Source organism: Pseudomonas inefficax, assembly GCF_032164165.1.
GTDB classification, from domain to species: Bacteria; Pseudomonadota; Gammaproteobacteria; order Pseudomonadales; family Pseudomonadaceae; genus Aquipseudomonas; species Aquipseudomonas inefficax.
The window spans coordinates 3,699,572-3,723,738 of the sequence record NZ_CP134401.1 but is presented as its reverse complement, the minus strand read 5'-3'; the positions used below and the strand labels follow the sequence as shown (position 1 = coordinate 3,723,738).

Genomic DNA, 24,167 nt, shown 5'->3' with positions numbered 1-24,167 from the left:
TATCGGAAGGTGAATAATCTTGTAATTCCAACAACAAAACCGTTTCAGTGAAGCTCCTTTGTGCCACAGGTTTCACTCGGACTGCCAGAGGTACTGCCATGACCCTACGCATCGCCATCAATGGATTCGGCCGCATCGGGCGCAACGTCCTGCGCGCACTGTATACCCAAGGCTACCGCCAGGACCTGCAGGTCGTCGCCATCAACGACCTGGGCGACAGCGCCATGAATGCCCACCTGCTCAAGTACGACAGCGTGCACGGCACCTTCGACGCCAGCGTCGAGGCCGACCACGAAAGCCTGACGGTCAATGGTGACCGTATCGCGGTCAGTGCCATCCGCAACCCGGCCGAACTGCCCTGGAAGGCCGAGGCGATCGACGTGGTATTCGAATGCACCGGGCTGTTCACCGAACGCGCCAAGGCCGCCGCACACCTGGCTGCGGGGGCTGGCAAGGTGATTGTCTCGGCACCAGCCAAAGGCGCCGATGCCACTGTGGTGTACGGGGTCAACCATGACATCCTGCGGGCCTCGCACCAGATCATTTCCAATGCCTCCTGCACTACCAACTGCCTGGCACCGATTGCCCAGGTGCTGCACCGCGAGTTCGGCATCGAACAGGGCCTGATGACCACCATCCATGCCTACACCAACGACCAGGTGCTGACCGATGTGTACCACGGCGACCCGTACCGTGCGCGTTCGGCGACCCAGTCGATGATCCCGAGCAAGACCGGTGCTGCCGAGGCCGTGGGCCTGGTGCTGCCGGAGCTGGCCGGCAAGCTTACCGGCATGGCGGTGCGGGTGCCGGTGATCAACGTGTCGCTGGTCGATCTCACCGTCAACCTCAAGCGCGAAGCCACGGCCGAGCAGGTCAACCAGCTGTTCCTCGAGGCCAGCAAGCATTCCAGGGTATTGGGCTACAACGCCTTGCCGCTGGTTTCCTGCGATTTCAACCACAACCCGCTGTCGTCGATCTTCGATGCCAACCATACCCGGGCCAACGGGCGCATGCTCAAGGTGCTGGCCTGGTATGACAACGAGTGGGGGTTCTCCAACCGCATGCTGGATAACTGTTTGGCCCTGTGCCGGGCCCGTTGAGCATGACATGGCATTTTTGCCGCCTTTGAGATCGAGCGCCGCCCGCGCGGCGCTTCGCGGGACAAGCCCGCTCCCACATTTGTGGCAACGTGCCGAACCTGTCAGGCCATGGTTGCCTGCCTTGTTGCCCTGACGCGATTTCTAGGCTGGCGCGGCTGCCGCACTTCCGGCCTCAAGTCATGCACCAAGGGCGGGCAACGCCTCTTTCACAGGCATGGCCACGTTGCAACAAATGTGGGAGCGGGCTTGTCCCGCGAAGCGCCGCGCGGGCGGCGCTCGATCTCACAGGCGCACAAACTATCCCGCCATGCGCCCACCCACTCACAATCTTTACCTTTTCCTAACATTTCCAAGCTTGACCTTCGATATGGATGATAAGCATTATCATTAACCTTTCGTCGGCCAGGTCCCCCAGTGAGTCAGTCCCGGTTCAACTCTGTCTTCCTCGTCCAGCGCCTTACCCTGCTGCGCACCTTGCAGCGCATGGTGGGCAACCCCACCACGGCCGAGGACCTGTTGCAGGAAACCTACCTGCGGGTATCCCGCGCAATCGGTGAGCGGCCCATCGAACACATCGAACCGTTCGTGTTCCAGACCGCACGCAATCTGGCCCTCGACCATCTGCGCGCGCGCCGGGTGCAATCGCGCATGCTGGTCGACGACGTACCCGACGAGGTGCTGCACAGCGTGGCCGCGCCCGCTACCAGCAGCGAGGATGCAGCCCATGCCGAACAGTTGCTCAGGCACCTGAGCATCAGCCTCAACCAGTTGAGCGAACGCCAGCAGCGCATCTTCATCCTCAGCCGCCTGCACGGCGCTACCTATCTGGAAATAGCCGAACAACTGAATGTTTCACCCAGCACGGTACAGAAGGAACTGAAACTGATCATGGCGATCTGCATGGGTGTCGCCGACCGCCTCAAGTGAGGCAACGCAAAGCCCTTGCCACGCCCCGCCTCAGCCTTGATCATTCGCAAAAAACCATTCAAGGATTCACCGTGACCGACAGCCCCCCTCGCCCGTCACCCGCCGGGCCCAGCGCCCGTGCTCGTGCCATGGACGAGGCGCTGGACTGGCTGGTGCGCCTGCAATGCGCTGACGCCGAGGACACCCAGGCCTTCGAGGCCTGGCTGAGCGCAGCGCCGGAAAATGCCGAGGCCTATGTCGAGGCAGAAGCCCTGTGGAATGGCGCACCGCTGCACCAGGTGGCCGTGCAGATGCATCAGCAACAGCGCCGCTCGTGGCGCGGGCGCCTGCGCAGCCACTGGAAACCCCTGGCAACGGCGGCGCTGCTGCTGGTCGGGCTGTTCACCCTCGGCAACCTGCCCATGCGCTTGCAGGCCGACCACCTGACGGTGGTGGGAGAGCGCCAGCGCCTGCAGCTGGAAGACGGGGCAAAAGTGCTGCTCAACACCAATTCGGCATTTGCCAGCGAGCAGCGTGATGGCCGCCAGGTCGCCCGCCTGCTGCAGGGCGAGGCCTATTTCCAGGTCCCCGAAGGCACGCTGCGGCCCCTTGAAGTGCAGGCCGGGCCGTTGCGCGCGCAGGTGCGCGACACCGACTTTGCCGTGCGCTACCTCGACGGCGAGGCACAGGTGCGGGTGCAGCGCGGCGATGTCGACCTGCAGGGGGCTCGCGACCAGCGCATCCGCCTGAGTGCCGGCGACAGCATAAGCGTCGGCCCCCAGGGATTCGGCCAGCGCCAGCGCCCCGACATGCATCGGGATCTGGCCTGGGTCGAAGGCCGACTGGTGTTCGAGAACTGCCCGCTGAGCCAGGTGCTGGCCGAGGTGCAGCGCTACTACCCGGGCTGGATCATCAACCGCAATGCACAACTGGAAGACATGGCGGTCACCGGCAACTACCGCCTCGACCAGCCGCTGGAAACCCTGCGCGCGCTGGCCCACATTACCTCGGCACAGCTGCATGAGTTCCCGGCGCTGGTCATCCTGAACTGATCCGCAAATCTGAAACCCGACACGCTCCCATAGAAGTCGGGATACGGATCGCCAGACCGCAATCCAACTTTTTTTACGCAGTCACGCTACCCCGCCCGTCTCGTTATAGCCAATGCAACTGATTCTCGTTTGAAAACGAGGATAGCCATCACCTATAACAGTCCGCGCGTCAGGGAGCGCTTCCGATGTCCACAGGTCCTACCCGCCCCTCCACCCGTCCTCGCCATGGAGGGCAGCTGTCCCTCCTGAGCCTTTCCCTACTGAACCTGGCCCTGCTCGCCAGCGGCGCCATCAGCCTGCCGGCACTGGCCGCCGAGCCGGCCCAGGCCAGCAGCCCGCGCATGGGCGACTACCGCTTCAGCATCGGCCAGCAGCCGCTGGTTTCGGCCATCAATGCTTTCAGCCAGGTCACCGGCTGGCAGGTCGGCTTCAGCGCCGAGCTGGCCGACGGCGTTGCCTCGCCAGGGGTGCAAGGTTCGCTACCGCCGGATGCCGCACTCAAGCGCCTGCTGCACGGCACCGGCCTGGGCTTTCGCAAGATCAGCAACGGCAATGTGGTGCTCGAACGCCAGGCCAGCGCCAATGTGATCGCCCTGCAGCAGGTCACCGTCAGCGCCACGCGCAGCGCCCAGGACGTCAGCCAGGTGCCGAGCACCGTCAGCGTGCAGACCCGCGAGCAGCTGGACCGGCAGAACGTCAACAACATCCAGGACCTGGTGCGCTACGAACCGGGCGTGTCGGTAGCCGGCACCGGACAGCGCAGCGGCCTGAACGGCTACAACATCCGTGGCATCGACGGCGAGCGCATCCTCACCCAGGTTGATGGCGTGTCGATCCCCGACAGTTTCTTCTTCGGCCCCTACGCCCAGACCCAGCGCAACTACGTGGACCCGGAGATCGTCAAGCGTGTGGAAATCCTCCGCGGCCCGGCCTCGGTGCTGTATGGCAGCAACGCCATCGGGGGGGCAGTAAGCTACTTCACCCTCGACCCTGACGACATCATCAAGCCCGGCAAGGACGCAGGTGCCCGCCTGAAGACCGGCTACAGCTCGGCCGACGAAAGCTGGCTGACCTCCGCCACCGTCGCCGGCCGCCAGGGCGAGTTCGACGGCCTGGTGCACCTGAGCCAGCGCAACGGTCACGAAACCGAAACCCACGGCGGCCACAGCGGTGACGGCCTGTCGCGTACCGAAGCCAACCCGATGGACGTGCGCACCACAAACGTACTGGCCAAGCTGGGCTGGAATTACGCCGACGACGCGCGCCTGGGCTTCACCTACGAGCGTTACAAGGATGACCGCGACCAGAACATCCTCAGTGCGGTGGGCGGGCCGTTCATTCCTGGCCGTGGTGCTTCGGGTTACTACAAGGCGCGTAGCGGCAACGACACCATCACCCGTGAACGCTTTGGCATCAACCATGAGTTCGGCCTGGATTCGCTGGTCGCCGACCATGTGAAGTGGAGCCTGAACTACCAGATCGCCAAGACCGACCAGTACACCGAGGAGGTCTACGCACCGCCTGGCCGTCAGGTGCTGCGTACCCGCGATACCACCTACAAGGACCGCCAGTGGGTATTCGACGCCCAGCTGGACAAGGCCTTCAGCCTCGGTGCCACCGAGCACCTGCTGACCTATGGCACCACCCTCAAGCACGAGAAGGTCACCGGTTCGCGCAGCGGCACCGGCACCTGCCTGACCGTTGGCTCAGGTTGTTCCGGCCCTGGCGCCGAGCGCCCGGCAGACGGCCAGGTGCTGGTCAGCGACTTCCCGGACCCGACCGTGAACACCTACAGCCTGTTCGTGCAGGATGAAATCCGCTGGAACAACTGGACCTTCATGCCTGGCGCTCGTTACGACTACACGCGAATGAAGCCCAGGTTCACCGAGGAATTCCTGCGTGGCCTTGAGTCCTCTGGTACCGCGCCCACCTCCCAGGACGACTCGGACAAGAAGTGGCACCGTATTTCGCCCAAGTTCGGCCTGACCTATGCCTTCAACGACAACTACACCTGGTATGGCCAGTACGCCGAAGGTTTCCGCACCCCGACTGCCAAGTCCATGTACGGGAAGTTCGAGAACATCGAGGAAGGCTACCGCGTAGAAGGCAACCCGGGCCTCGAGCCGGAAAAGAGCAAAAGCTATGAAACCGGCCTGCGTGGCAACTTCGACGCCGGCAACTTCGACGTGGCGGTGTTCTACAACAAGTACCGCGACTTCATCGACGAGGACGCCGTTAAAAGCGCCAACCTGGAGCAGACCTTCCAGGCCAACAACATCAAGCACGCCACTATCAAGGGTGCCGAGGTCAAGGGCCGCCTGAACCTCGACCACTTCGGTGCACCACAGGGCCTGTATACCCAGGGCTCGATCGCCTACACCCATGGCCGCAACGATGACACCGGCGAACCACTGAACACCGTCAACCCGCTCAAGGGCGTGTTCGGCCTGGGTTATGAACAACAGCACTACGGCGGCCTGCTGAGCTGGACACTGGTCAAGCGCAAGACCCGCGTCGACGACAGCACCTTCTACTCGCCCGACGGTTCGAGCTCCAAGTTCCGCACCCCGGGCTACGGGGTACTGGACCTGACCGGTTACTACAAGGTCACCGACGACGTGACCATCAACGCCGGCCTGTACAACCTCACCGACAAGAAGTACTGGCAGTGGGATTCGGTGCGCAGCTACGACGGCCAGGGTGAAGCGGCCGTGACCCAGCCGGCCAACATCGACCGCCTGACCATGCCGGGGCGCAACTTCGGCATCAATGTGGTTTGGGATATCTGACCTGGATTATCGCTGACAGGTTTGTTTCGTCAGCGCCGGCCTCTTCGCGGGTAAACCCGCTCCCACAGGAACATTACAGGCCCGAGGTCTGCGCAATACCTGTGGGAGCGGGTTCACCCGCGAAGAGGCCAGCACTACCAGCACAAATACCAGCTTTTTTTACTGTCCCGCCCCCGCTGTTTCGTCTTGTCTCTGAATGCCCCTTTTCCAAGGACTGCCCCATGACCGACCGCCCAGCCCTGCGCTCCCAGCGCCTCAACCAGATCACCCACGCCCCCCACGCCGAACTGGATGCCTTGGTCAAAGCCCATGCACCCTTCGACAGCCGCGAAAGCTTCGCCCGCTTCGTGGTCGCCCAGTACCTGTTCCAGGCCGAGCTGCAGGCCCTGTACAACGACCCGCAACTGATCGCCATCGTCCCCGACCTGGCCGAGCGCTGCCGTGCCGAACAGGCCCGCCTGGACCTCGCCGATCTCGACACCGAAGTACCGCCAGCCGTACCGGGTGCGCTGTGTAACCCGAGCCTGGGCGAGGCAATGGGCTGGATCTTCGTCTCTGAAGGCTCCAAACTGGGCGCTGCGTTTCTGATCAAGCGTGCCGTGGCCCTGGGACTGTCCGACAGCTTTGGTGCCCGACACCTGGGCGAACCGGCCGGTGGCCGTGCCGAAGGCTGGAAGCAGTTCACCCGCATTCTTGATGGCCTGGCCCTGTCGGAGGAAGAGGAAGCCGCTGCCGAACGCGGCGCAGTTGCGGCGTTCGAGCGCTTCACCGAGCTGCTCAAGCACGCTTATGCTGCGGATGCCGCGCTGGTTTGATACGCCGTACCCGGCCACCCTACCGGTGGCCGAACCGTTTTAAGCAGTGAGACCATGACCCGACCTGCCCGCTCGAAACTCGCCCGCCTGCTGTATGCGATCCTGGCTTACGTGAGCCTGGGTGTGGGCCTGGTCGCGATCGTCATACCCGGCCTGCCGACCACCGAATTCATCCTGCTGGCCGCCTGGGCGGCCACCCGTAGTTCACCGCGCCTGTCTGCCTGGCTGGAAAACCACCGGCTGTTCGGGCCGATCCTGCACAACTGGCGCAATGGCAAGGTGATCCAGCGGCGGGCCAAGGTCAGCGCGACCCTCAGCATGCTGCTGTGCGCGGGCCTGATGCTGACGCTCCTGGAACACCGTTGGCCGGTGTTCCTGGCCATTGCCGGCATGACCCTGGGCAACCTGTGGATCTGGTCACGCCCGGAGCACGCCCCCTGCCCTGCCCCGTCACAAGCTCAGCAGCCCTGAGTACAGGGCATAGGCCGCCAGCGCGGCACCTGCCAGCACGGCGGCAAAAATCAGCTTTTCCCAGGTGGTGAACAAGGCTTTTCCCTGCTCATGCTTGGCCCGGGCGAACAGGATCACGCCCGGCGCATACAGCAGCGCCGACAGCAGCAGGTACTTGAGCCCGCCGGCATACAACAGCCACACGGCATACACCAAGGCAACCAGCGCCACCAGCAGGTCCTTGCGGCGCAGGGCCGGCTGCCCATCGTAGGTTTCTTTACGCACCGCCAACAGCACGGCGTAGGCCGCCGACCACAGGTAGGGCACCAGGATCATCGACGAGGCCAGGTAGATCAGGCTGGTATAGGTACCGGCGGAAAACAGCGTGATCAGCAGGAAGCCCTGGATCATGCAGTTGGTCAGCCACAGGGCGTTGGCCGGCACATGGTTGGCGTTTTCCTTGGCCAGAAAGCGCGGCATGGTCTTGTCCCGCGCCGTGGCGAAGAGGATCTCGGCGCACAGCAACGCCCAGGACAGCAGCGCGCCAAGCAGCGAAACCGCCAGGCCGATACTGATCAGCAAGGCGCCCCACGGCCCGACGATATGCTCCAGTACCGAAGCCAGCGACGGGTTCTGCAGCCCGGCCAGTTCCGGCTGGGTCATCACCCCCAGCGACAACACGTTGACCAGCACCAGCAACGCCAGCACCCCCAGGAAACCGATCACCGTAGCCTTGCCCACATCCGACCGGCGCTCGGCACGCCCGGAATACACACTGGCGCCTTCGATGCCGATGAACACGAACACGGTGACCAGCATCATGTTGCGCACCTGCTCCAGCACGCTGCCGAACTGCGGGTTGCTCAGGCCCCAGATATCACGCGTGAAGATATCGGCGCGGAAGGCGAACGCCGCGATCACCACGAAAATCAGCAACGGCACCACCTTGGCCACGGTGGTCACCTGGTTGATGAACGCCGCCTCCTTGATACCGCGCAGCACCAGGAAGTGCACCGCCCACAGCAGCAGCGAGGCGCAGCCGATGGCGATTGGCGTGTTGCCCTCGCCGAACACCGGGAAGTAGAAGCCCAAGGTGCTGAACAGCAGCACGAAGTAGCCGACGTTGCCCAGCCAGGCACTGATCCAGTAGCCCCAGGCCGAGGAAAAACCCATGTACTCGCCAAAGCCGGCCTTGGCGTAGGCGTACACCCCCGAATCCAGCTCCGGCTTGCGGTTGGCCAGGGTCTGGAACACGAACGCCAGCGCCAGCATGCCAACGGCTGTGATGCCCCAGCCGATCAGCACCGCGCCCACGTCGGCACGCGCCGCCATGTTCTGCGGCAACGAGAATATTCCACCACCAATCATCGAGCCGACCACCAATGCGATCAGCGCGCCCAGGCGCAGCTTCTGTCCCGGTTCGCTCATGAGCCTTCCTTTTTTTGCGCGCTGTCATGGGCTTGAAACAGCCATGCGGTCCATTAAATGCTGTTACTTATAATGATCCTGATCAATGAAGCTATAGCACTAATAACTGCTTTGTCTATGGCCCTCATTGGTAAAAAATTAGCAGCTCCCGAGCAACTAGAAAAGAACCCGATAAAACTCGAAATTCTTGTGAAAAATTTGCGAAAGCGGCAAAAGCGGCTAGCTTCAAGCATCGCAGGCTGAACAGAGCGTTTGCTCTAGAAGGACATGGAGGTGCCAGCGTGCAAGGCTTGCAGCATAAGTTGTCGGCACTCTCCAGGAGCTTCGTGAAGGAATTTTCCTACTTCACGTCGCCATGAACTGACCCAAGTCAGCGAATGGCAGCGGCGTCGGATTTACTCTGTCGTCAACTTTCTCCTGGCAGGAGTTGTTAAATGTCTGATTCATCCGGAAAACTAAAGCTCGGCGCGTTAGTTGCACTTGTCGTCGGTTCGATGATTGGTGGCGGGATCTTCTCGCTGCCGCAAAACATGGCGGCCAGCGCAGGGGTTGGCGCTGTGCTGATCGGCTGGGCAATCACCGCGGTCGGCATGCTGACCCTGGCATTCGTGTTCCAGACCCTGGCCAATCGCAAGCCTGACCTGGATGGCGGGGTGTATGCCTATGCCAAGGCCGGTTTCGGCGACTACATGGGCTTCTCCTCGGCCTGGGGCTACTGGATCAGTGCCTGGCTGGGCAACGTCGGCTACTTCGTACTGCTGTTCAGCACCCTGGGCTACTTCTTCCCGATCTTCGGCGAAGGCAACACCCCTGCCGCCATCATCGGCGCGTCGGTGCTGCTGTGGGCGGTGCACTTCCTGGTGCTGCGCGGCATCAAGGAAGCGGCGTTCATCAACCTGGTCACCACCGTGGCCAAGGTGGTGCCGCTGCTGCTGTTTGCCCTGATCTGCCTGTTCGCCTTCAAGCTCGACATCTTCACCGCCGACATCTGGGCGGTGGGCACGCCAGAACTTGGCAGCGTGATGAACCAGGTGCGCAACATGATGCTGGTCACCGTTTGGGTGTTCATCGGCATCGAGGGTGCGAGCATCTTCTCGTCGCGGGCGGAAAAACGCTCTGACGTGGGCAAGGCCACGGTCATCGGCTTCGTTACCGTGCTGCTGTTCCTGGTGCTGGTCAACGTACTGTCGCTGGGCATCATGACCCAACCGGAACTGGCCAAGCTGCAGAACCCGTCGATGGCTGCCGTGCTGGAGCATGTGGTCGGCCACTGGGGTGCGGTGCTGATCAGCGTCGGCCTGATCATCTCGCTGCTCGGGGCCCTGCTGTCGTGGGTGCTGCTGTGCGCCGAGATCATGTTCGCCGCCGCCAAGGACCACACCATGCCGGAGTTCCTGCGCCGCGAGAACGCCAACCAGGTACCGGCCAACGCCCTGTGGCTGACCAACGCCATGGTGCAGATCTTCCTGGTGATCACGCTGTTTTCCAACAGCACCTACCTGTCGCTGATCTACCTGGCCACATCGATGATCCTGGTGCCTTACCTGTGGTCGGCGGCCTACGCCTTCCTGCTGGCATGGCGCAGCGAAACCTACGAACAGGCCCTGGCTGAGCGCAAGAAAGACCTGATCATCGGCGGCATCGCCCTGTTGTATGCCGTCTGGCTGCTGTACGCCGGCGGTGTGAAATACCTGCTGCTCTCGGCCCTGCTCTACGCACCTGGCGCCATCCTGTTCGCCAAGGCCAAGCGTGAAGTCGGCCAACCTGTCTTCACCAACGTGGAAAAGCTGATCTTTGCAGCCGTGGTCATCGGCGCCCTGGTGGCAGCCTTTGGCCTGTACGACGGCTTCCTGACTCTTTGACCCACGTCTTCGTTCAACTGGAGGAATGAAATCATGTCCGCTGAAAAACAGAAGTACGGTGTCCACTCCGAAGCCGGCAAACTGCGCAAGGTGATGGTTTGCGCCCCGGGCCTGGCGCACAAGCGCCTGACGCCGAGCAACTGTGACGAGCTGCTGTTCGACGACGTGATCTGGGTCGACCAGGCCAAGCGTGACCATTTCGACTTTGTCACCAAGATGCGCGAGCGCGGTGTCGATGTGCTGGAAATGCACAACCTGCTGACCGATATCGTGCAGCAACCCGAAGCATTGAAGTGGATCCTCGACCGCAAGATCACCGATGACACCGTCGGTGTGGGCCTGAACAACGAAGTGCGCAGCTGGCTCGAAGGCCTCGAGCCGCGCCATCTGGCCGAGTTCCTGATTGGCGGCGTGGCCGGCCAGGACCTGCCACAAAGCGAAGGCGCCGATGTGGTCAAGATGTACAACGACTACCTGGGCCACTCCAGCTTCATTCTGCCGCCGCTGCCCAACACCCAGTTCACCCGCGACACCACGTGCTGGATCTACGGCGGTGTCACCCTGAATCCGATGTACTGGCCGGCGCGCCGTCAGGAAACCCTGCTGACCACCGCCATCTACAAGTTCCACAAGGAGTTCACCAACGCCGACTTCGAAGTCTGGTACGGCGACCCGGACAAGGAACACGGCCAGTCCACCCTCGAAGGCGGTGACGTGATGCCGATCGGCAACGGCATCGTGCTGATCGGCATGGGCGAGCGCACCTCGCGTCAGGCCATCGGCCAGTTGGCGCGCAACCTGTTCGCCAAGGGCGCAGTCAAGGAGGTGATCGTCGCCGGCCTGCCGAAATCCCGCGCCGCCATGCACCTGGACACTGTGTTCAGCTTCTGCGACCGCGACCTGGTCACGGTCTTCCCGGAAGTGGTGAAAGAGATCATTCCATTCATCATCCGCCCCGACGAAAGCAAGCCTTACGGCATGGATGTACGCCGCATCAACAAGTCGTTCATCGAGGTGGTGGGCGAGCAACTGGGGGTCAAGCTGCGCGTGGTCGAGACCGGCGGCAACAGCTTCGCCGCCGAACGCGAACAGTGGGATGACGGCAACAACGTGGTGGCCATCGAGCCGGGCGTGGTCATTGGCTACGACCGCAACACCTACACGAATACCCTGCTGCGCAAGGCCGGGATCGAGGTCATCACCATCAGCGCCGGCGAACTGGGCCGGGGCCGTGGCGGCGGCCACTGCATGACCTGCCCGATCGTGCGTGACCCTATCGACTACTAACGACCATTACCCCCGGTCGCCCTCACGAAGCGGCGGCCGGTGCGTTCACCAAACTCAAGGAGAAATGTCATGGCGTTCAATATTCACAACCGCAACCTGCTCAGCCTGGAACACCACACCACCCGCGAGCTGCGCTACCTGCTGGACCTGTCCCGTGACCTCAAGCGCGCCAAGTACACCGGCACCGAGCAGCAGCACCTGAAGGGCAACAACATCGCCCTGATCTTCGAAAAAACCTCTACCCGTACCCGCTGCGCCTTCGAAGTGGCCGCTTATGACCAGGGCGCCAACGTTACCTACATCGACCCCAACTCTTCGCAGATCGGCCACAAGGAGAGCATGAAGGACACCGCCCGCGTGCTCGGGCGCATGTATGACGCCATCGAGTACCGTGGCTTCAAGCAGGAAATCGTCGAAGAACTGGCGAAGTTCGCCGGTGTTCCGGTGTTCAACGGCCTGACCGACGAATACCACCCGACGCAGATGATCGCCGACGTGCTGACCATGCGCGAGCACAGCGACAAGCCACTGCACGACATCAGCTACGCCTACCTGGGCGATGCCCGCAACAACATGGGCAACTCGCTGCTGCTGATCGGCGCCAAGCTCGGCATGGACGTGCGTATCGCCGCGCCCAAGGCGCTGTGGCCGCATGACGACCTGGTCGAGCGTTGCCGCAAGTACGCCGAGGAAAGCGGTGCGCGCATCACCCTCACCGAAGACCCGGTTGCCGCGGTCAAGGGTGTGGACTTCGTGCACACCGACGTGTGGGTATCGATGGGTGAGCCGATCGAAGCCTGGGGTGAGCGCATCAAGCTGCTCAAGCCGTATCAGGTGAATACACAACTGATGAAGTCCACCGGCAACCCGCGGACCAAGTTCATGCACTGCCTGCCGGCGTTCCACAACTCCGAAACCAAGGTAGGCAAGCAGATCGCCGAACAGTACCCGGACCTGGCCAACGGTATCGAAGTGACCGACGACGTCTTCGAGTCGCCGGCCTGCATCGCCTTCGAGCAGGCAGAAAACCGCATGCACACGATCAAGGCGATTCTGGTTTCGACGCTGGCTGACCTGTAAAGGCTGACACGACAAGCCGGGTACCCCGGTTCCCTGTGGGAGCGGGTTTACCCGCGAATGCGTCAGTAACACCAGCCGCGCTGCATGGGCTGACGCTTTCGCGGGTAAACCCGCTTCCACAAGGGAGCGGCGATACCGGTAGAGAACAGCGCTCCCTTCTTTCGTTAAAGGACATTCCCCATGCGTATCGTTGTTGCATTGGGCGGCAACGCCCTGCTGCGTCGCGGCGAGCCGATGACCGCTGACAACCAGCGCGCCAATATCCGCACCGCTACCGAACAGATCGCCAAGATCCACCCTGGCAACGAGCTGGTCATCGCCCACGGCAACGGCCCGCAAGTGGGCCTGCTGTCGCTGCAGGGCCTGTCCTACAAGCCCGACGAGGCCTACCCGCTGGACGTGCTGGGTGCAGAGACCGAGGGCATGATCGGCTACATGATCGAACAGGAACTGGGCAACCTGCTGGCCTTCGAAGTGCCGTTCGCCACCCTGCTGACCCAGGTCGAAGTGGACGCCAACGACCCCGCCTTCAAGGACCCGACCAAGTTCATCGGCCCGGTCTACGGCAAGGAAGAGGCCGAGCGCCTGGCCAAGGAAAAGGGTTGGGTGGTCAAGCCTGACGGCGACAAGTACCGCCGCGTGGTAGCCAGCCCGAAACCCAAGCGCATCTTCGAAATCCGCCCGATCAAGTGGCTGCTGGAAAAGAGCAGCATCGTGATCTGCGCCGGCGGCGGCGGCATCCCCACCATGTACGACGAGAACCGCAAGCTCAAGGGCATCGAGGCGGTGATCGACAAGGACCTGTGCTCTGCCCTGCTGGCGGAGCAGCTGGACGCCGACCTGCTGATCATCGCCACCGACGTCGATGCGGCCTACATCGACTGGGGCAAGCCGACCCAGAAAGCCATCGCCCAGGCGCACCCCGACGAACTGGAACGCCTCGGCTTCGCTGCCGGCTCCATGGGGCCGAAGGTGCAGGCGGCCTGCGATTTTGCCCGTAATACCGGCAAGGTGGCGGTGATCAGTTCGCTGGAAAACATCGAAGACATCGTCAAAGGCACTGCTGGTACGCGGGTGTCCACCGCCAAGCCAGGGATCAGCTACCGTTGAATGCAGTGGGCGGGCCGATGGGCCCGCCATTTTCACCTTCCAGAGGAGTCCGCCATGGCCCAGTACCAGCCCGGTCATGTACACATCGAGCGCACCGCGCTGAACAAGAACGACCACAGCTATGACCTGAACATCGAATACGAGGCCGCGTCGGATCCCAAGGAAGGCAGAGGCATCCAGTTCAAGATGCATGGCAGCATCGAAGGCAAGCCAGTGGAAGAAAAGTTCTTCCTGGCCAAGGACCAGGTGTTGCCCAGCTTCCTCATGCTACTGACCCGCAAGGCGCAGTCGTACCTGACGCCACCGAAGAAATTCGAAAACCTGAGTTCGCCGCACAAGCTTTATGACCATATGTTCGCGGACATTCGCGAAAAGCTTGATGTGAAGTCGGGCGATCCGATCAAGCCTGAACATCTGGAGTGATTTCAAGAACCGCGGGCTGCTTTGCAGCCCATCGCGACGCAAGGCCGCTCCCACAGGTTGGCCGCTGACCCCAAGGCCTGCGCGATACTTGTGGGAGCGGCCTTGCGTCGCGATGGGCCGCAAAGCGGCCCCGACAATGTTGAGGCATACTACCGCCCTCCCCAGCCACAACCGCACCCTCCCCATGCGCATCCACGTCAGCTTCATCGACCGCGTCGGCATCACCCAGGAAGTCCTCGCCCTGCTCGGTGCCCGCAACCTCAACCTGGACGCCGTGGAGATGGTCCCGCCGAACGTCTATATCGACGCCCCCACCCTCAGCCCCGCCGTGCTCGAAGAACTGCACGACGCGCTGTTCGAGGTGCATGGCGTGCGATCGGTGGAGGTGGTCGACATCCTGCCCGGCCAACGCCGACACCTGCAGCTCGATGCCCTGCTGGCAGCGATGAGCGACCCGGTGCTGGCCGTGGACAGCGCCGGCAAGGTGCTGCTGGCCAACCCGGCACTGATCGAGCTGTGCGGCCGTGAATCGGCCGGGCGCTCGGTAGGGGAACTGTTCGGCGACCCGGCGCTGCTGCAGGCACTGCTGGAAAACAACTTCCACCTGCCTATGCGCGAAATGCAGCTGAACGGCCACAGTCTGCTGCTGGATGCAACTCCCATTACCAACGCCGGTGGCCTGCTGACGCTGTACCCACCCACGCGCATGGGCGAACGCCTGTCGGCCCTGCACCACGACCATGCCGAAGGCTTCGATGCCTTGCTCGGCGAATCACCGGCCATCCGCACCCTCAAGGCCCGCGCGCTGCGCGTGGCGGCGCTCGATGCACCGCTGCTGGTGCATGGCGAAACCGGCACCGGCAAGGAGCTGGTAGCCCGCGCCTGCCACGCCATCAGCAGCCGCCACGCGGCGCCATTCCTGGCCCTGAACTGCGCCGCGCTACCCGAGAGCCTGGCCGAGAGCGAACTGTTCGGCTACGCCCCCGGCGCCTTCACCGGCGCACAACGGGGCGGCAAGCCGGGGCTGATGGAGCTGGCCAACCAGGGCACGGTATTCCTTGATGAAATAGGCGAGATGTCGCCGTACCTGCAGGCCAAGCTGCTGCGCTTTCTCAGCGATGGCAGCTTCCGCCGGGTAGGTGGCGACCGCGAAGTGAAGGTGGATGTACGCATCATCAGCGCCACCCACCGCGATCTGGAGCGCATGGTCGCCGAAGGCAGCTTCCGAGAAGACCTGTTCTACCGCCTGAACGTGCTCAATCTGCAGGTACCGCCGCTGCGCGAGCGTGGCCACGACATTCTGATGCTGGCGCATTTCTTCATGCAGCAGGCCTGCACGCAGATCCAGCGCCCGCCCTGCCGGCTGACCCCGGCCACCCATTCGGCACTGCTGGCCAACCCTTGGCCGGGCAATGTGCGCCAGCTGCAGAACGTGATATTCCGCGCGGCAGCGATCTGCGAAGGCAACCTGGTGGATATCGGTGACCTGGACATAGCCGGGACATCGGTGGCGCGTGGCCAGGACGGCGACGTGGCGAGCCTGGAGCAAGCAGTAGGGGATTTCGAGCGTGAGCTGTTGCAACGGTTATATGCCAGTTACCCGTCGACACGGCAACTGGCGGGGCGTCTGCAAACTTCGCACACCGCCATTGCGCAACGTTTGCGCAAATACGGTATTCCAGGCAGAAGCTGAGGCTTTTTACCGCTTAACTTCAGATTACCCCTACGGGTCTGACCAATACTTCAACAATCACTGCTGCGAAAATGGCGCTCATCCAATTGATGGAGAGAGCGCCTCTCATGCTTGACCTCGACTTCTACGGCACATTAGTCGCCGCCTCACTGGTGCTGTTGTTGGGCCACGGGCTGGTGACACGTGTCGCTGTCCTGCGAACCTACAATATCCCCGAGCCTGTTGCAGGCGGCCTGGTCGTTGCCCTGATCTTGCTGGCCTTGCGCAGTTTCGACCTGAAAGTGCAGTTCGATACATCATTGCAAGCACCCCTGATGCTGGCGTTCTTCGCCACCATTGGCCTGAACGCTGACTTCGCCAGCTTGAAAAAAGGCGGGCGCGTGGTCGGAATCTTCCTGGTCGTGGTGACCGGCTTGCTCGTGGTGCAAAACGCCATGGGCATCGGCCTGGCCACGATGTTGGGGCTGGACCCGCTTATGGGCCTGCTGACCGGCTCCATCACGCTATCCGGCGGCCACGGCACAGGTGCGGCGTGGAGCAGTACCTTCAGCGAAAAATATGGCCTGGCCTCCGCCTCGGAACTGGCCTTGGCCTCCGCCACCTTTGGCTTGGTGCTGGGCGGACTGATCGGCGGCCCGGTCGCCCGCCTGTTGATCAGGCGCGTGCAAACGCCCGGCGCCGATCAGGCGATAGCGCACTTGCCAAAGGGCTTTGAAGAGCCTGAAAAAGAACGCCTGATTACGCCATTCTCATTCATCGAGACGTTGGCGCTGATATCGGTCAGTCTGCTTGGCGGCACCTTGTTGAATAGCCAACTGCAAGGCACAGCGTTTGAATTGCCGACTTTCGTCTGCGTATTGTTTGTTGGCGTCTTGTTGCGTAATGGTCTTTCTGCACTGGGCGTGTACCAAGTGTTCGAGCGCGAAGTCTCGGTGCTGGGCAATGTCAGCCTGTCGCTGTTCCTGGCCATTGCACTGATGTCGCTCAAGTTGTGGGACCTGGCAGCCCTGGCCCTGCCCTTCCTGATTATCCTGGCGGCACAAACGTTGCTCATGGCGCTGTTCGCAATCTTCATTACCTTCCGGGTCATGGGCAGCAATTACGACGCAGCGATCTTGGCAGCCGGGCATTGTGGTTTCGGCCTGGGTGCCACACCTACCGCCATCGCCAACATGCAAGCCGTGACTCACCGCTTCGGACCCTCTCAGCTGGCGTTTCTGGTAGTACCGATGGTGGGTGCATTCTTCATCGACATCATCAATGTGATCATCATCAAGCTGTACCTGGCATTGCCGTTTTTTGTCGCAAGCTGACCCCATACACCCCGCTGTATTGATTTCGGTACAACGTATTGAAATCAATACAGCGTCCTTCAGATCCGTCTGTGCAAGGGTTTGATCCCCAAACCCTTTTCAATACCCCATCCGCTGTAGCGTTTTCATTCCACAAGAATGACAAAATGATTACGCATTCAAGTTAACACTTTGATTTATAACGGATTTTGCCGATTGGCCGCATTTTTGCTAAGGGAATCCCAACCCCAAGAGCGCGGAGCCACCGCGCCCAACGCCCTGCTTCCCGAGGATTCCCCATGAGCGAGTTGCGTTTCACTGAAGATCACGAATGGCTGCGCGTCGAAGCCGATGGCAGCGTTACCGTGGGCATCACCGCCTACGCCCAGAACGCCCTTGGCGATGTGGTTTTCGTGCAACTGCCAGAGTTGCAGCAGTATGAGAAAGGCAGCGAAGCGTCCACCGTCGAGTCGGTCAAGGCCGCCAGCGGTGTGTACATGCCCCTGACCGGCGAAGTGGTCCAGATCAACGACCAGCTCGAGGACAGCCCGGAACTGGTCAACGAAGACCCGATGGGCGAAGGCTGGTTCTTCCGCTTCATCCCCGCCGATGCCAGCGAAGTCACCGCCCTGCTCGACCAGGACGCCTATGACCGCCTGATCAAAGCCAACGACGACGCCTGAGGAACCCCGCCATGACCATCAACCTCGGCACCGCCAACGAATTCATCGCCCGCCACATCGGCCCGCGCGCCGCTGACGAGCAGGCCATGCTGGCCGCCCTCGGCTTCGACTCGCTGGAAGCCATGACCGCCGCGGTCATTCCCGACAGCATCAAGGGCACCAGCGTGCTCGGCTCGCACGACGGCCAGAGCGAAGCCGACGCGCTCGCCGCGCTCAAGGCCATCGCCGGCAAGAACCAGCTGTTCAAGAGCTACATCGGTCAGGGTTACTACAACACCCACACTCCGGCGCCGATCCTGCGCAACCTGCTGGAAAACCCGGCCTGGTACACCGCCTATACCCCGTACCAGCCAGAAATTTCCCAGGGCCGCCTGGAAGCGCTGCTGAACTTCCAGACCCTGATCAGCGACCTGACCGGCCTGCCGATCGCCAACGCCTCGCTGCTCGACGAAGCCACCGCTGCCGCCGAGGCCATGACCTTCTGCAAGCGCCTGTCGAAGAACAAGGCCAGCCACGCCTTCTTCGCCTCAGTGCACTGCCACCCGCAAACCCTCGACGTTCTGCGCACCCGTGCCGAACCGCTGGGCATCGAGATCGTGGTCGGCGACGAGCGCGAGCTGAGCGATGTCAGCGCCTTCTTCGGCGCCCTGCTGCAGTACCCGGCCAGCAACGGTGAAGTGTTCGACTACCGCGAAGTGGTCGAGCGCTTCCACGCAGCCAATGCCCTGGTCGCCGTTGCCGCCGACCTGCTGGCCCTGACCCTGCTGACCCCGCCGGGCGAGTTCGGTGCCGATGTGGCCATCGGCAGCGCCCAGCGCTTCGGCGTGCCACTGGGCTTCGGTGGCCCGCACGCGGCCTACTTCTCCACCCGTGACGCATTCAAGCGCGACATGCCGGGCCGCCTGGTCGGTGTGTCGATCGACCGCTTCGGCAAGACCGCACTGCGCCTGGCCATGCAGACCCGCGAACAGCACATCCGCCGCGAAAAGGCCACCAGCAACATCTGCACCGCCCAGGTGCTGCTGGCCAACATCGCCAGCACGTTCGCCGTGTATCACGGCCCGGCCGGCCTCAAGCGCATCGCCGAACGTACCCATGCCCTGACTGCGATCCTGGCCGCCGGCCTGAAAACGCTAGGCGTACAGGTAGTGGGCGCCAGCGCTTTCGACACCCTGACCCTGGCCACCGGCAATGCCACTGCCGGCCTGCATGAAAAGGCGCGCGCCCAGGGCATCAACCTGCGCCAGATCGACGCCGCCCACGTGGGCCTGTCGCTGGACGAAACCAGTAGCCAGGCCGATGTCGAGGCCCTGTGGCAGCTGATCGGTGGCGACCAGGCCCAGCCGGACTTCACCGCCCTGGCCGCCAGCACCGGCTCGCTGCTGCCTGCCGCCCTGCTGCGCCAGTCGGCCATCCTCGCGCACCCGGTATTCAACCGCTACCACAGCGAAACCGAGCTGATGCGCTACCTGCGCCGCCTGGCCGACAAGGACCTGGCGCTGGACCGCAGCATGATCCCGCTGGGCTCGTGCACCATGAAGCTGAACGCCGCCAGCGAAATGATCCCGGTCACCTGGGCCGAGTTCGGCAATCTGCACCCGTTTGCCCCAGCCGAGCAGAGCCAGGGCTACCTGCAGATGACCACCGAGCTGGAGGCCATGCTCTGCGCCGCCACCGGCTACGACGCCGTGTCGCTGCAGCCCAACGCCGGTTCCCAGGGCGAGTACGCAGGCCTGCTGGCCATCCGCGCCTACCACCGCAGCCGTGGCGAAGGCCACCGCGATATCTGCCTGATCCCGTCGTCGGCCCATGGCACCAACCCGGCAACCGCGCACATGGCCGGCATGCGCGTGGTGGTCACCGCCTGTGATGCCCGCGGCAACGTCGATGTCGAGGACCTGCGCGCCAAGGCCATCGAGCACCGCGAGCGCCTGGCCGCGATCATGATCACCTACCCGTCGACCCACGGCGTGTTCGAGGAAGCGATCGGTGAAATCTGCGCGATCATCCACGACAACGGTGGCCAGGTGTACATCGACGGGGCCAACATGAACGCCATGGTCGGCCTGTGCGCCCCGGGCAAGTTCGGTGGCGACGTTTCGCACCTGAACCTGCACAAGACTTTCTGCATCCCGCACGGCGGTGGCGGCCCGGGCGTCGGCCCGATCGGTGTCAAGTCGCACCTGGCGCCGTTCCTGCCCGGCCACGCGCAGCTGGAAAACACCGAGGGCGCGGTTTGCGCCGCGCCGTTCGGCAGCGCCAGCATCCTGCCGATCACCTGGATGTACATCCGCATGATGGGCGGTGCCGGACTCAAGCGTGCCTCGCAGATGGCGATCCTCAACGCCAACTACATCGCCCGTCGCCTGGAAGAGCACTATCCTGTTCTGTATACCGGCGGCAATGGCCTGGTTGCCCACGAGTGCATCCTCGACCTGCGCCCGCTGAAGGACACCAGCGGCATCAGCGTAGACGATGTGGCCAAGCGCCTGATCGACTTCGGCTTCCACGCCCCGACCATGTCCTTCCCGGTTGCAGGCACGCTGATGATCGAACCGACCGAAAGCGAGTCCAAGGAAGAACTGGACCGCTTCTGCGATGCGATGATCCAGATCCGCGAAGAAATTCGCGCGGTCGAGAACGGCAGCCTGGACAAGGACGACAACCCGCTGAAGAACGCCCCGCACACTGCGGCCGAGCTGGTTGGCGAATGGGCCCATGGCTACAGCCGCGAGCAGGCGGTGTACCCGCTGCCGAGCCTGGTGGAAGGCAAGTACTGGCCGCCGGTCGGCCGGGTCGATAACGTGTTCGGCGACCGCAACCTGGTGTGCGCCTGCCCGTCGATCGAGAGCTATCAGGACGCCTGATAGCCCCTCCCCCGCCACCTACCCTTGGATGGCGGGCCCTGTGGGAGCGGGTTTACCCGCGAATACGATTGTGGCTTTACCGCCGCATTCGCGGGTAAACCCGCTCCCACAGGGTTCAATGTCCACCCAGCATCTCTGGCAGGAGGTCCCATGTCACTGAGCGTCTTCGACCTGTTCAAGATCGGCATCGGCCCCTCCAGCTCCCACACGGTCGGCCCGATGCGCGCAGCCGCGCGTTTCGCCGAAGGGCTGCGCCGTGATGGCCTGCTTGCCCACACATCCAGCGTCAAGGCCGAGCTGTATGGCTCGCTCGGCGCCACCGGCAAGGGCCACGGCAGCGACAAGGCCGTGCTGCTGGGCCTCGAAGGCGAACACCCCGATGTCATCGACACCGACACCATCCCTGCCCGCCTGCAGGCCATCCGCGACAGCGGGCGGCTGAACCTGCTCGGAGAGCACGGCATCGCCTTCACCGAAAAGCAGCACCTGGCGATGATCCGCAAGCCGCTGGACTACCACCCCAACGGCATGATCTTCCGCGCCTTCGACGAGGCAGGCCTGCAAATCCGCAGCCGCGAGTACTACTCGGTGGGCGGCGGTTTCGTGGTCGACCAGGACGCCGCCGGACACGACCGCATCGTCGAGGACAGCACACCACTGGCCTACCCTTTCAAGACCGCCAAGGAGCTGCTCGGCCATTGCACCGGGCAAAACCTGTCGATCAGCCAGGTAATGTTGGCCAACGAGGCAGCCTGGCGCCCCGAGGCGGAAACCCGTGCCGGGCTGCTGCGCATCTGGCAGGTGATGCAGGATTGCGTCGAAGCCGGTTGCCAGCATGAAGGCATCCTGCCTGGCGGGCTGAAGGTCAAGCGCCGGGCGCCGGCGTTGTACCGCCAACTGAGCCGCCACCCCGAAGCCAGCCTGCGCGATGCCCTGTCGGTACTCGACTGGGTCAACCTCTATGCCCTGGCGGTGAACGAGGAAAACGCCTATGGCGGGCGTGTGGTCACCGCGCCTACCAACGGCGCGGCGGGCATCGTCCCGGCGGTGCTGCACTATTACATGCGCTTCGTACCGGGTGCCAACGAGGACGGGGTAGTGCGGTTTCTGCTCACCGCCGCAGCCATTGGCATCCTGTACAAGGAAAACGCCTCCATCTCCGGTGCCGAAGTTGGCTGCCAGGGCGAGGTCGGCGTGGCCTGTTCGATGGCCGCCGGGGCGCTGTGCGAAGTGATGGGTGGCAGCGTGCAACAGGTGGAAAACGCTGCCGAAATCGGCATGGAACACAACCTGGGCCTGACCTGCGACCCGATCGGCGGGCTGGTCCAGGTGCCTTGCATCGAGCGCAACGCCATGGGCTCGGTGAAGGCGATCAACGCAGTGCGCATGGCCTTGCGCGGCGACGGGCAGCACTACGTGTCGCTCGACAAGGTCATCCGCACCATGCGCCAGACCGGCGCCGACATGAAAAGCAAATACAAAGAGACCGCCCGTGGCGGCCTGGCCGTCAACATCATCGAGTGTTGACCCGACAACAACAGCAAGGAGTCACCGATGTCCGAAACACTGCTCAAGACCCCACTGCACGCCCTGCACCTGGAACTGGGTGCGCGCATGGTGCCGTTCGCCGGCTATGACATGCCGGTGCAGTACCCGTTGGGCGTGCTCAAGGAACACCTGCACACCCGCGAGCAGGCCGGCCTGTTCGATGTCTCGCACATGGGCCAGATCACCCTGCGCGGCGGCGATGCGGCCAAGGCCCTGGAAAGCCTGGTGCCGGTGGATATCATCGACCTGCCGGTGGGCATGCAGCGCTATGCCATGTTCACCAATGAGCAAGGCGGCATCCTCGACGACCTGATGGTCGCCAACCTGGGCGACGACACGCTGTTCCTGGTGGTCAACGCCGCCTGCAAGGAGCAGGACCTGGCCCACCTGCAAGCGCACATCGGCAGCCGTTGCGAGGTGCAGTCGCTGTTCGAGCAGCGCGCCCTGCTGGCCCTGCAAGGCCCGGCGGCGGTCAAGGTGCTGGAGCGCCTGGCGCCGGAAGTGGCCGGCATGACCTTCATGCAGTTCCGCCCGGTGAAACTGCTCGGTGAAGACTGCTTCGTCAGCCGCTCGGGCTACACAGGCGAAGACGGCTACGAAATTTCGGTACCGACACATGCCGCCGAAGCCTTGGCCCGCCGCCTGCTGGCCGAGCCCGAAGTACAGCCGATCGGCCTGGGTGCGCGCGACTCCCTGCGCCTTGAAGCCGGCCTGTGCCTGTATGGCCACGACATGAACACGGAGACCACGCCGGTGGAAGCCAGCCTGCTGTGGGCCATTTCCAAGGTTCGCCGTGCCGATGGCGCGCGTGCCGCAGGCTTCCCGGGTGCCGAAGCCATCTTCGCCCACCAGCGCGATGGCGTGGCGCGCAAACGTGTGGGCCTTTTGCCGCAGGAGCGTACGCCAGTACGTGAAGGCGCGGATATTGTCGATGCAAGCGATAAACCTGTAGGCAAAGTGTGCAGCGGCGGCTTCGGCCCGACACTCGGTGCACCTGTAGCAATGGGTTATATCGATAGTGAACATACTGCTATCGACACGCCACTGTTTGCCGTTGTGCGCGGAAAGAAGGTTGCCTTGAAAGTCAGCAAAATGCCTTTCGTGACACAACGTTACTACCGGGGCTGAAGCTGCTTTGTGAAGGTTGCGGTCAGCTTCGACATATTCGTTTTCGAACCTGTCCAATAACTTTTGGAACATGGCGCCAGGCCAGGCGCCATGCCGTGTCCGACAAATCGGTCGGTTATCGGCAAACGGCCGATTTTCCATACGACCAAGGGCTTGTTTTTCGCTCGGGAGTTGGCGTAGAGTCACTGCACTGTGTTTGCATGGGTCGCAACAGTTCGTGACCTGGGCCAGTAGCCGCAATCTGCTACAACCCGTTCGACGTCTCTTACTTTCCTGCAACCCAGCCCAGTAATCTTTTGCTTCCTGTTATTGCAAAAGAAACTGTCATCAAAATTCAAGCTTCATAGGAAATAAGACAATGGCTGAGCGTCAGAACGGTACCGTCAAGTGGTTCAATGACGAAAAAGGTTACGGTTTCATCACCCCAGAAAGCGGTGCTGATCTGTTCGTGCACTTCCGCGCTATCGAAGGCAACGGCTTCAAGAGCCTGAAAGAAGGCCAGAAAGTCTCCTTCGAAGCAGTGCAGGGCCAGAAAGGCCTGCAAGCTGACAAAGTTCAGGTTCTTGGCTAAGCCGAACCCGACTTCAAAAAAGCCCCTGCCAAGTGCAGGGGCTTTTTTTTGCCCGTAGAATAGCCGCTTCGTCTTCTGGAGCC

General features: G+C 62.7%; 19 protein-coding genes. 18 read left to right on the top strand and 1 reads right to left on the bottom strand.

Translation table 11 applies throughout. The features are described 5' to 3' along the window. The first annotated feature begins 98 nt into the window (after window positions 1–98). The 6 genes from gap (at window position 99) to RIN61_RS16765 (ending at window position 7,133) form a co-directional block, all read left to right on the top strand. Window positions 99–1,100 carry a type I glyceraldehyde-3-phosphate dehydrogenase gene (gene gap / locus RIN61_RS16790; RefSeq protein ID WP_041506241.1) on the top strand — a complete coding sequence of 334 codons (1,002 nt, stop codon included), beginning with the start codon at window positions 99–101 and terminating at the stop codon, window positions 1,098–1,100. A gap of 414 nt (window positions 1,101–1,514) precedes the next feature. Continuing rightward, window positions 1,515–2,027, top strand: coding sequence for an RNA polymerase sigma factor (locus RIN61_RS16785; RefSeq protein WP_112250837.1), 513 nt, complete (start codon window positions 1,515–1,517; stop codon window positions 2,025–2,027). Between the two features lie 71 nt (window positions 2,028–2,098). Further along, window positions 2,099–3,058 (top strand): FecR family protein, encoded by a 960-nt coding sequence (locus RIN61_RS16780; RefSeq protein ID WP_313852967.1) that lies wholly within the window; start codon window positions 2,099–2,101, stop codon window positions 3,056–3,058. Window positions 3,059–3,243: 185 nt separating this feature from the next. Beyond that, a complete protein-coding gene (locus tag RIN61_RS16775; RefSeq protein ID WP_313852965.1) occupies window positions 3,244–5,847 on the top strand; it encodes a TonB-dependent receptor in 2,604 nt (867 codons plus the stop codon). A 221-nt stretch (window positions 5,848–6,068) separates the two neighbouring features. After that, on the top strand, window positions 6,069–6,662 hold the full coding sequence (locus tag RIN61_RS16770; RefSeq protein ID WP_215520318.1) for a biliverdin-producing heme oxygenase: 594 nt from the start codon (window positions 6,069–6,071) through the stop codon (window positions 6,660–6,662). A gap of 54 nt (window positions 6,663–6,716) precedes the next feature. Continuing rightward, window positions 6,717–7,133: a YbaN family protein gene (locus tag RIN61_RS16765; RefSeq protein ID WP_085624064.1), complete on the top strand. Its 417-nt coding sequence runs from the start codon at window positions 6,717–6,719 to the stop codon at window positions 7,131–7,133. Here the strand turns inward: RIN61_RS16765 and arcD (RIN61_RS16760) are convergent. Further along, window positions 7,113–8,540 carry an arginine-ornithine antiporter gene (arcD, locus tag RIN61_RS16760; protein ID WP_133970373.1) on the bottom strand — a complete coding sequence of 476 codons (1,428 nt, stop codon included), beginning with the start codon at window positions 8,538–8,540 and terminating at the stop codon, window positions 7,113–7,115. The genes RIN61_RS16765 and arcD (RIN61_RS16760) overlap by 21 nt on opposite strands. Window positions 8,541–8,974: 434 nt before the next feature. Here arcD (RIN61_RS16760) and arcD (RIN61_RS16755) point away from each other — a divergent pair, with 434 nt between their 5' ends. The 12 genes from arcD (RIN61_RS16755) to RIN61_RS16700 all read left to right on the top strand — a co-directional run bounded on the left by arcD (RIN61_RS16755) (window position 8,975) and on the right by RIN61_RS16700 (window position 24,084). Further along, complete coding sequence (gene arcD, locus RIN61_RS16755) at window positions 8,975–10,402, top strand: arginine-ornithine antiporter (protein ID WP_112250826.1); 1,428 nt, start codon at window positions 8,975–8,977, stop codon at window positions 10,400–10,402. A 33-nt stretch (window positions 10,403–10,435) separates the two neighbouring features. Next, window positions 10,436–11,689 (top strand): arginine deiminase, encoded by a 1,254-nt coding sequence (gene arcA / locus RIN61_RS16750; RefSeq protein WP_112250824.1) that lies wholly within the window; start codon window positions 10,436–10,438, stop codon window positions 11,687–11,689. Window positions 11,690–11,758: 69 nt separating this feature from the next. After that, on the top strand, window positions 11,759–12,769 hold the full coding sequence (locus tag RIN61_RS16745; RefSeq protein ID WP_112250822.1) for an ornithine carbamoyltransferase: 1,011 nt from the start codon (window positions 11,759–11,761) through the stop codon (window positions 12,767–12,769). Window positions 12,770–12,949: 180 nt separating this feature from the next. Beyond that, complete coding sequence (gene arcC, locus RIN61_RS16740; RefSeq protein WP_063911395.1) at window positions 12,950–13,879, top strand: carbamate kinase; 930 nt, start codon at window positions 12,950–12,952, stop codon at window positions 13,877–13,879. 54 nt (window positions 13,880–13,933) lie between these two features. Next, the gene (locus tag RIN61_RS16735) at window positions 13,934–14,302 is read left to right on the top strand and encodes a DUF5064 family protein (RefSeq protein WP_063911394.1); all 369 of its coding nucleotides are present in this window, start codon (window positions 13,934–13,936) and stop codon (window positions 14,300–14,302) included. Between the two features lie 184 nt (window positions 14,303–14,486). Continuing rightward, window positions 14,487–15,995, top strand: coding sequence for a transcriptional regulator GcsR (locus RIN61_RS16730; protein ID WP_112250820.1), 1,509 nt, complete (start codon window positions 14,487–14,489; stop codon window positions 15,993–15,995). A 107-nt stretch (window positions 15,996–16,102) separates the two neighbouring features. Further along, window positions 16,103–17,308: a sodium/glutamate symporter gene (gene gltS, locus RIN61_RS16725; RefSeq protein WP_313852953.1), complete on the top strand. Its 1,206-nt coding sequence runs from the start codon at window positions 16,103–16,105 to the stop codon at window positions 17,306–17,308. Window positions 17,309–17,586: 278 nt separating this feature from the next. Continuing rightward, window positions 17,587–17,970: a glycine cleavage system protein GcvH gene (gcvH, locus tag RIN61_RS16720; RefSeq protein ID WP_112250816.1), complete on the top strand. Its 384-nt coding sequence runs from the start codon at window positions 17,587–17,589 to the stop codon at window positions 17,968–17,970. 11 nt (window positions 17,971–17,981) lie between these two features. Beyond that, window positions 17,982–20,837, top strand: coding sequence for an aminomethyl-transferring glycine dehydrogenase (gene gcvP, locus RIN61_RS16715; RefSeq protein ID WP_112250814.1), 2,856 nt, complete (start codon window positions 17,982–17,984; stop codon window positions 20,835–20,837). A 150-nt stretch (window positions 20,838–20,987) separates the two neighbouring features. Beyond that, the gene (locus RIN61_RS16710; RefSeq protein WP_313852950.1) at window positions 20,988–22,364 is read left to right on the top strand and encodes an L-serine ammonia-lyase; all 1,377 of its coding nucleotides are present in this window, start codon (window positions 20,988–20,990) and stop codon (window positions 22,362–22,364) included. A 27-nt stretch (window positions 22,365–22,391) separates the two neighbouring features. Continuing rightward, complete coding sequence (gcvT, locus tag RIN61_RS16705; protein WP_112250810.1) at window positions 22,392–23,513, top strand: glycine cleavage system aminomethyltransferase GcvT; 1,122 nt, start codon at window positions 22,392–22,394, stop codon at window positions 23,511–23,513. A 358-nt stretch (window positions 23,514–23,871) separates the two neighbouring features. After that, window positions 23,872–24,084 carry a cold-shock protein gene (locus RIN61_RS16700; protein WP_028631500.1) on the top strand — a complete coding sequence of 71 codons (213 nt, stop codon included), beginning with the start codon at window positions 23,872–23,874 and terminating at the stop codon, window positions 24,082–24,084. Window positions 24,085–24,167 lie beyond the last annotated feature (83 nt).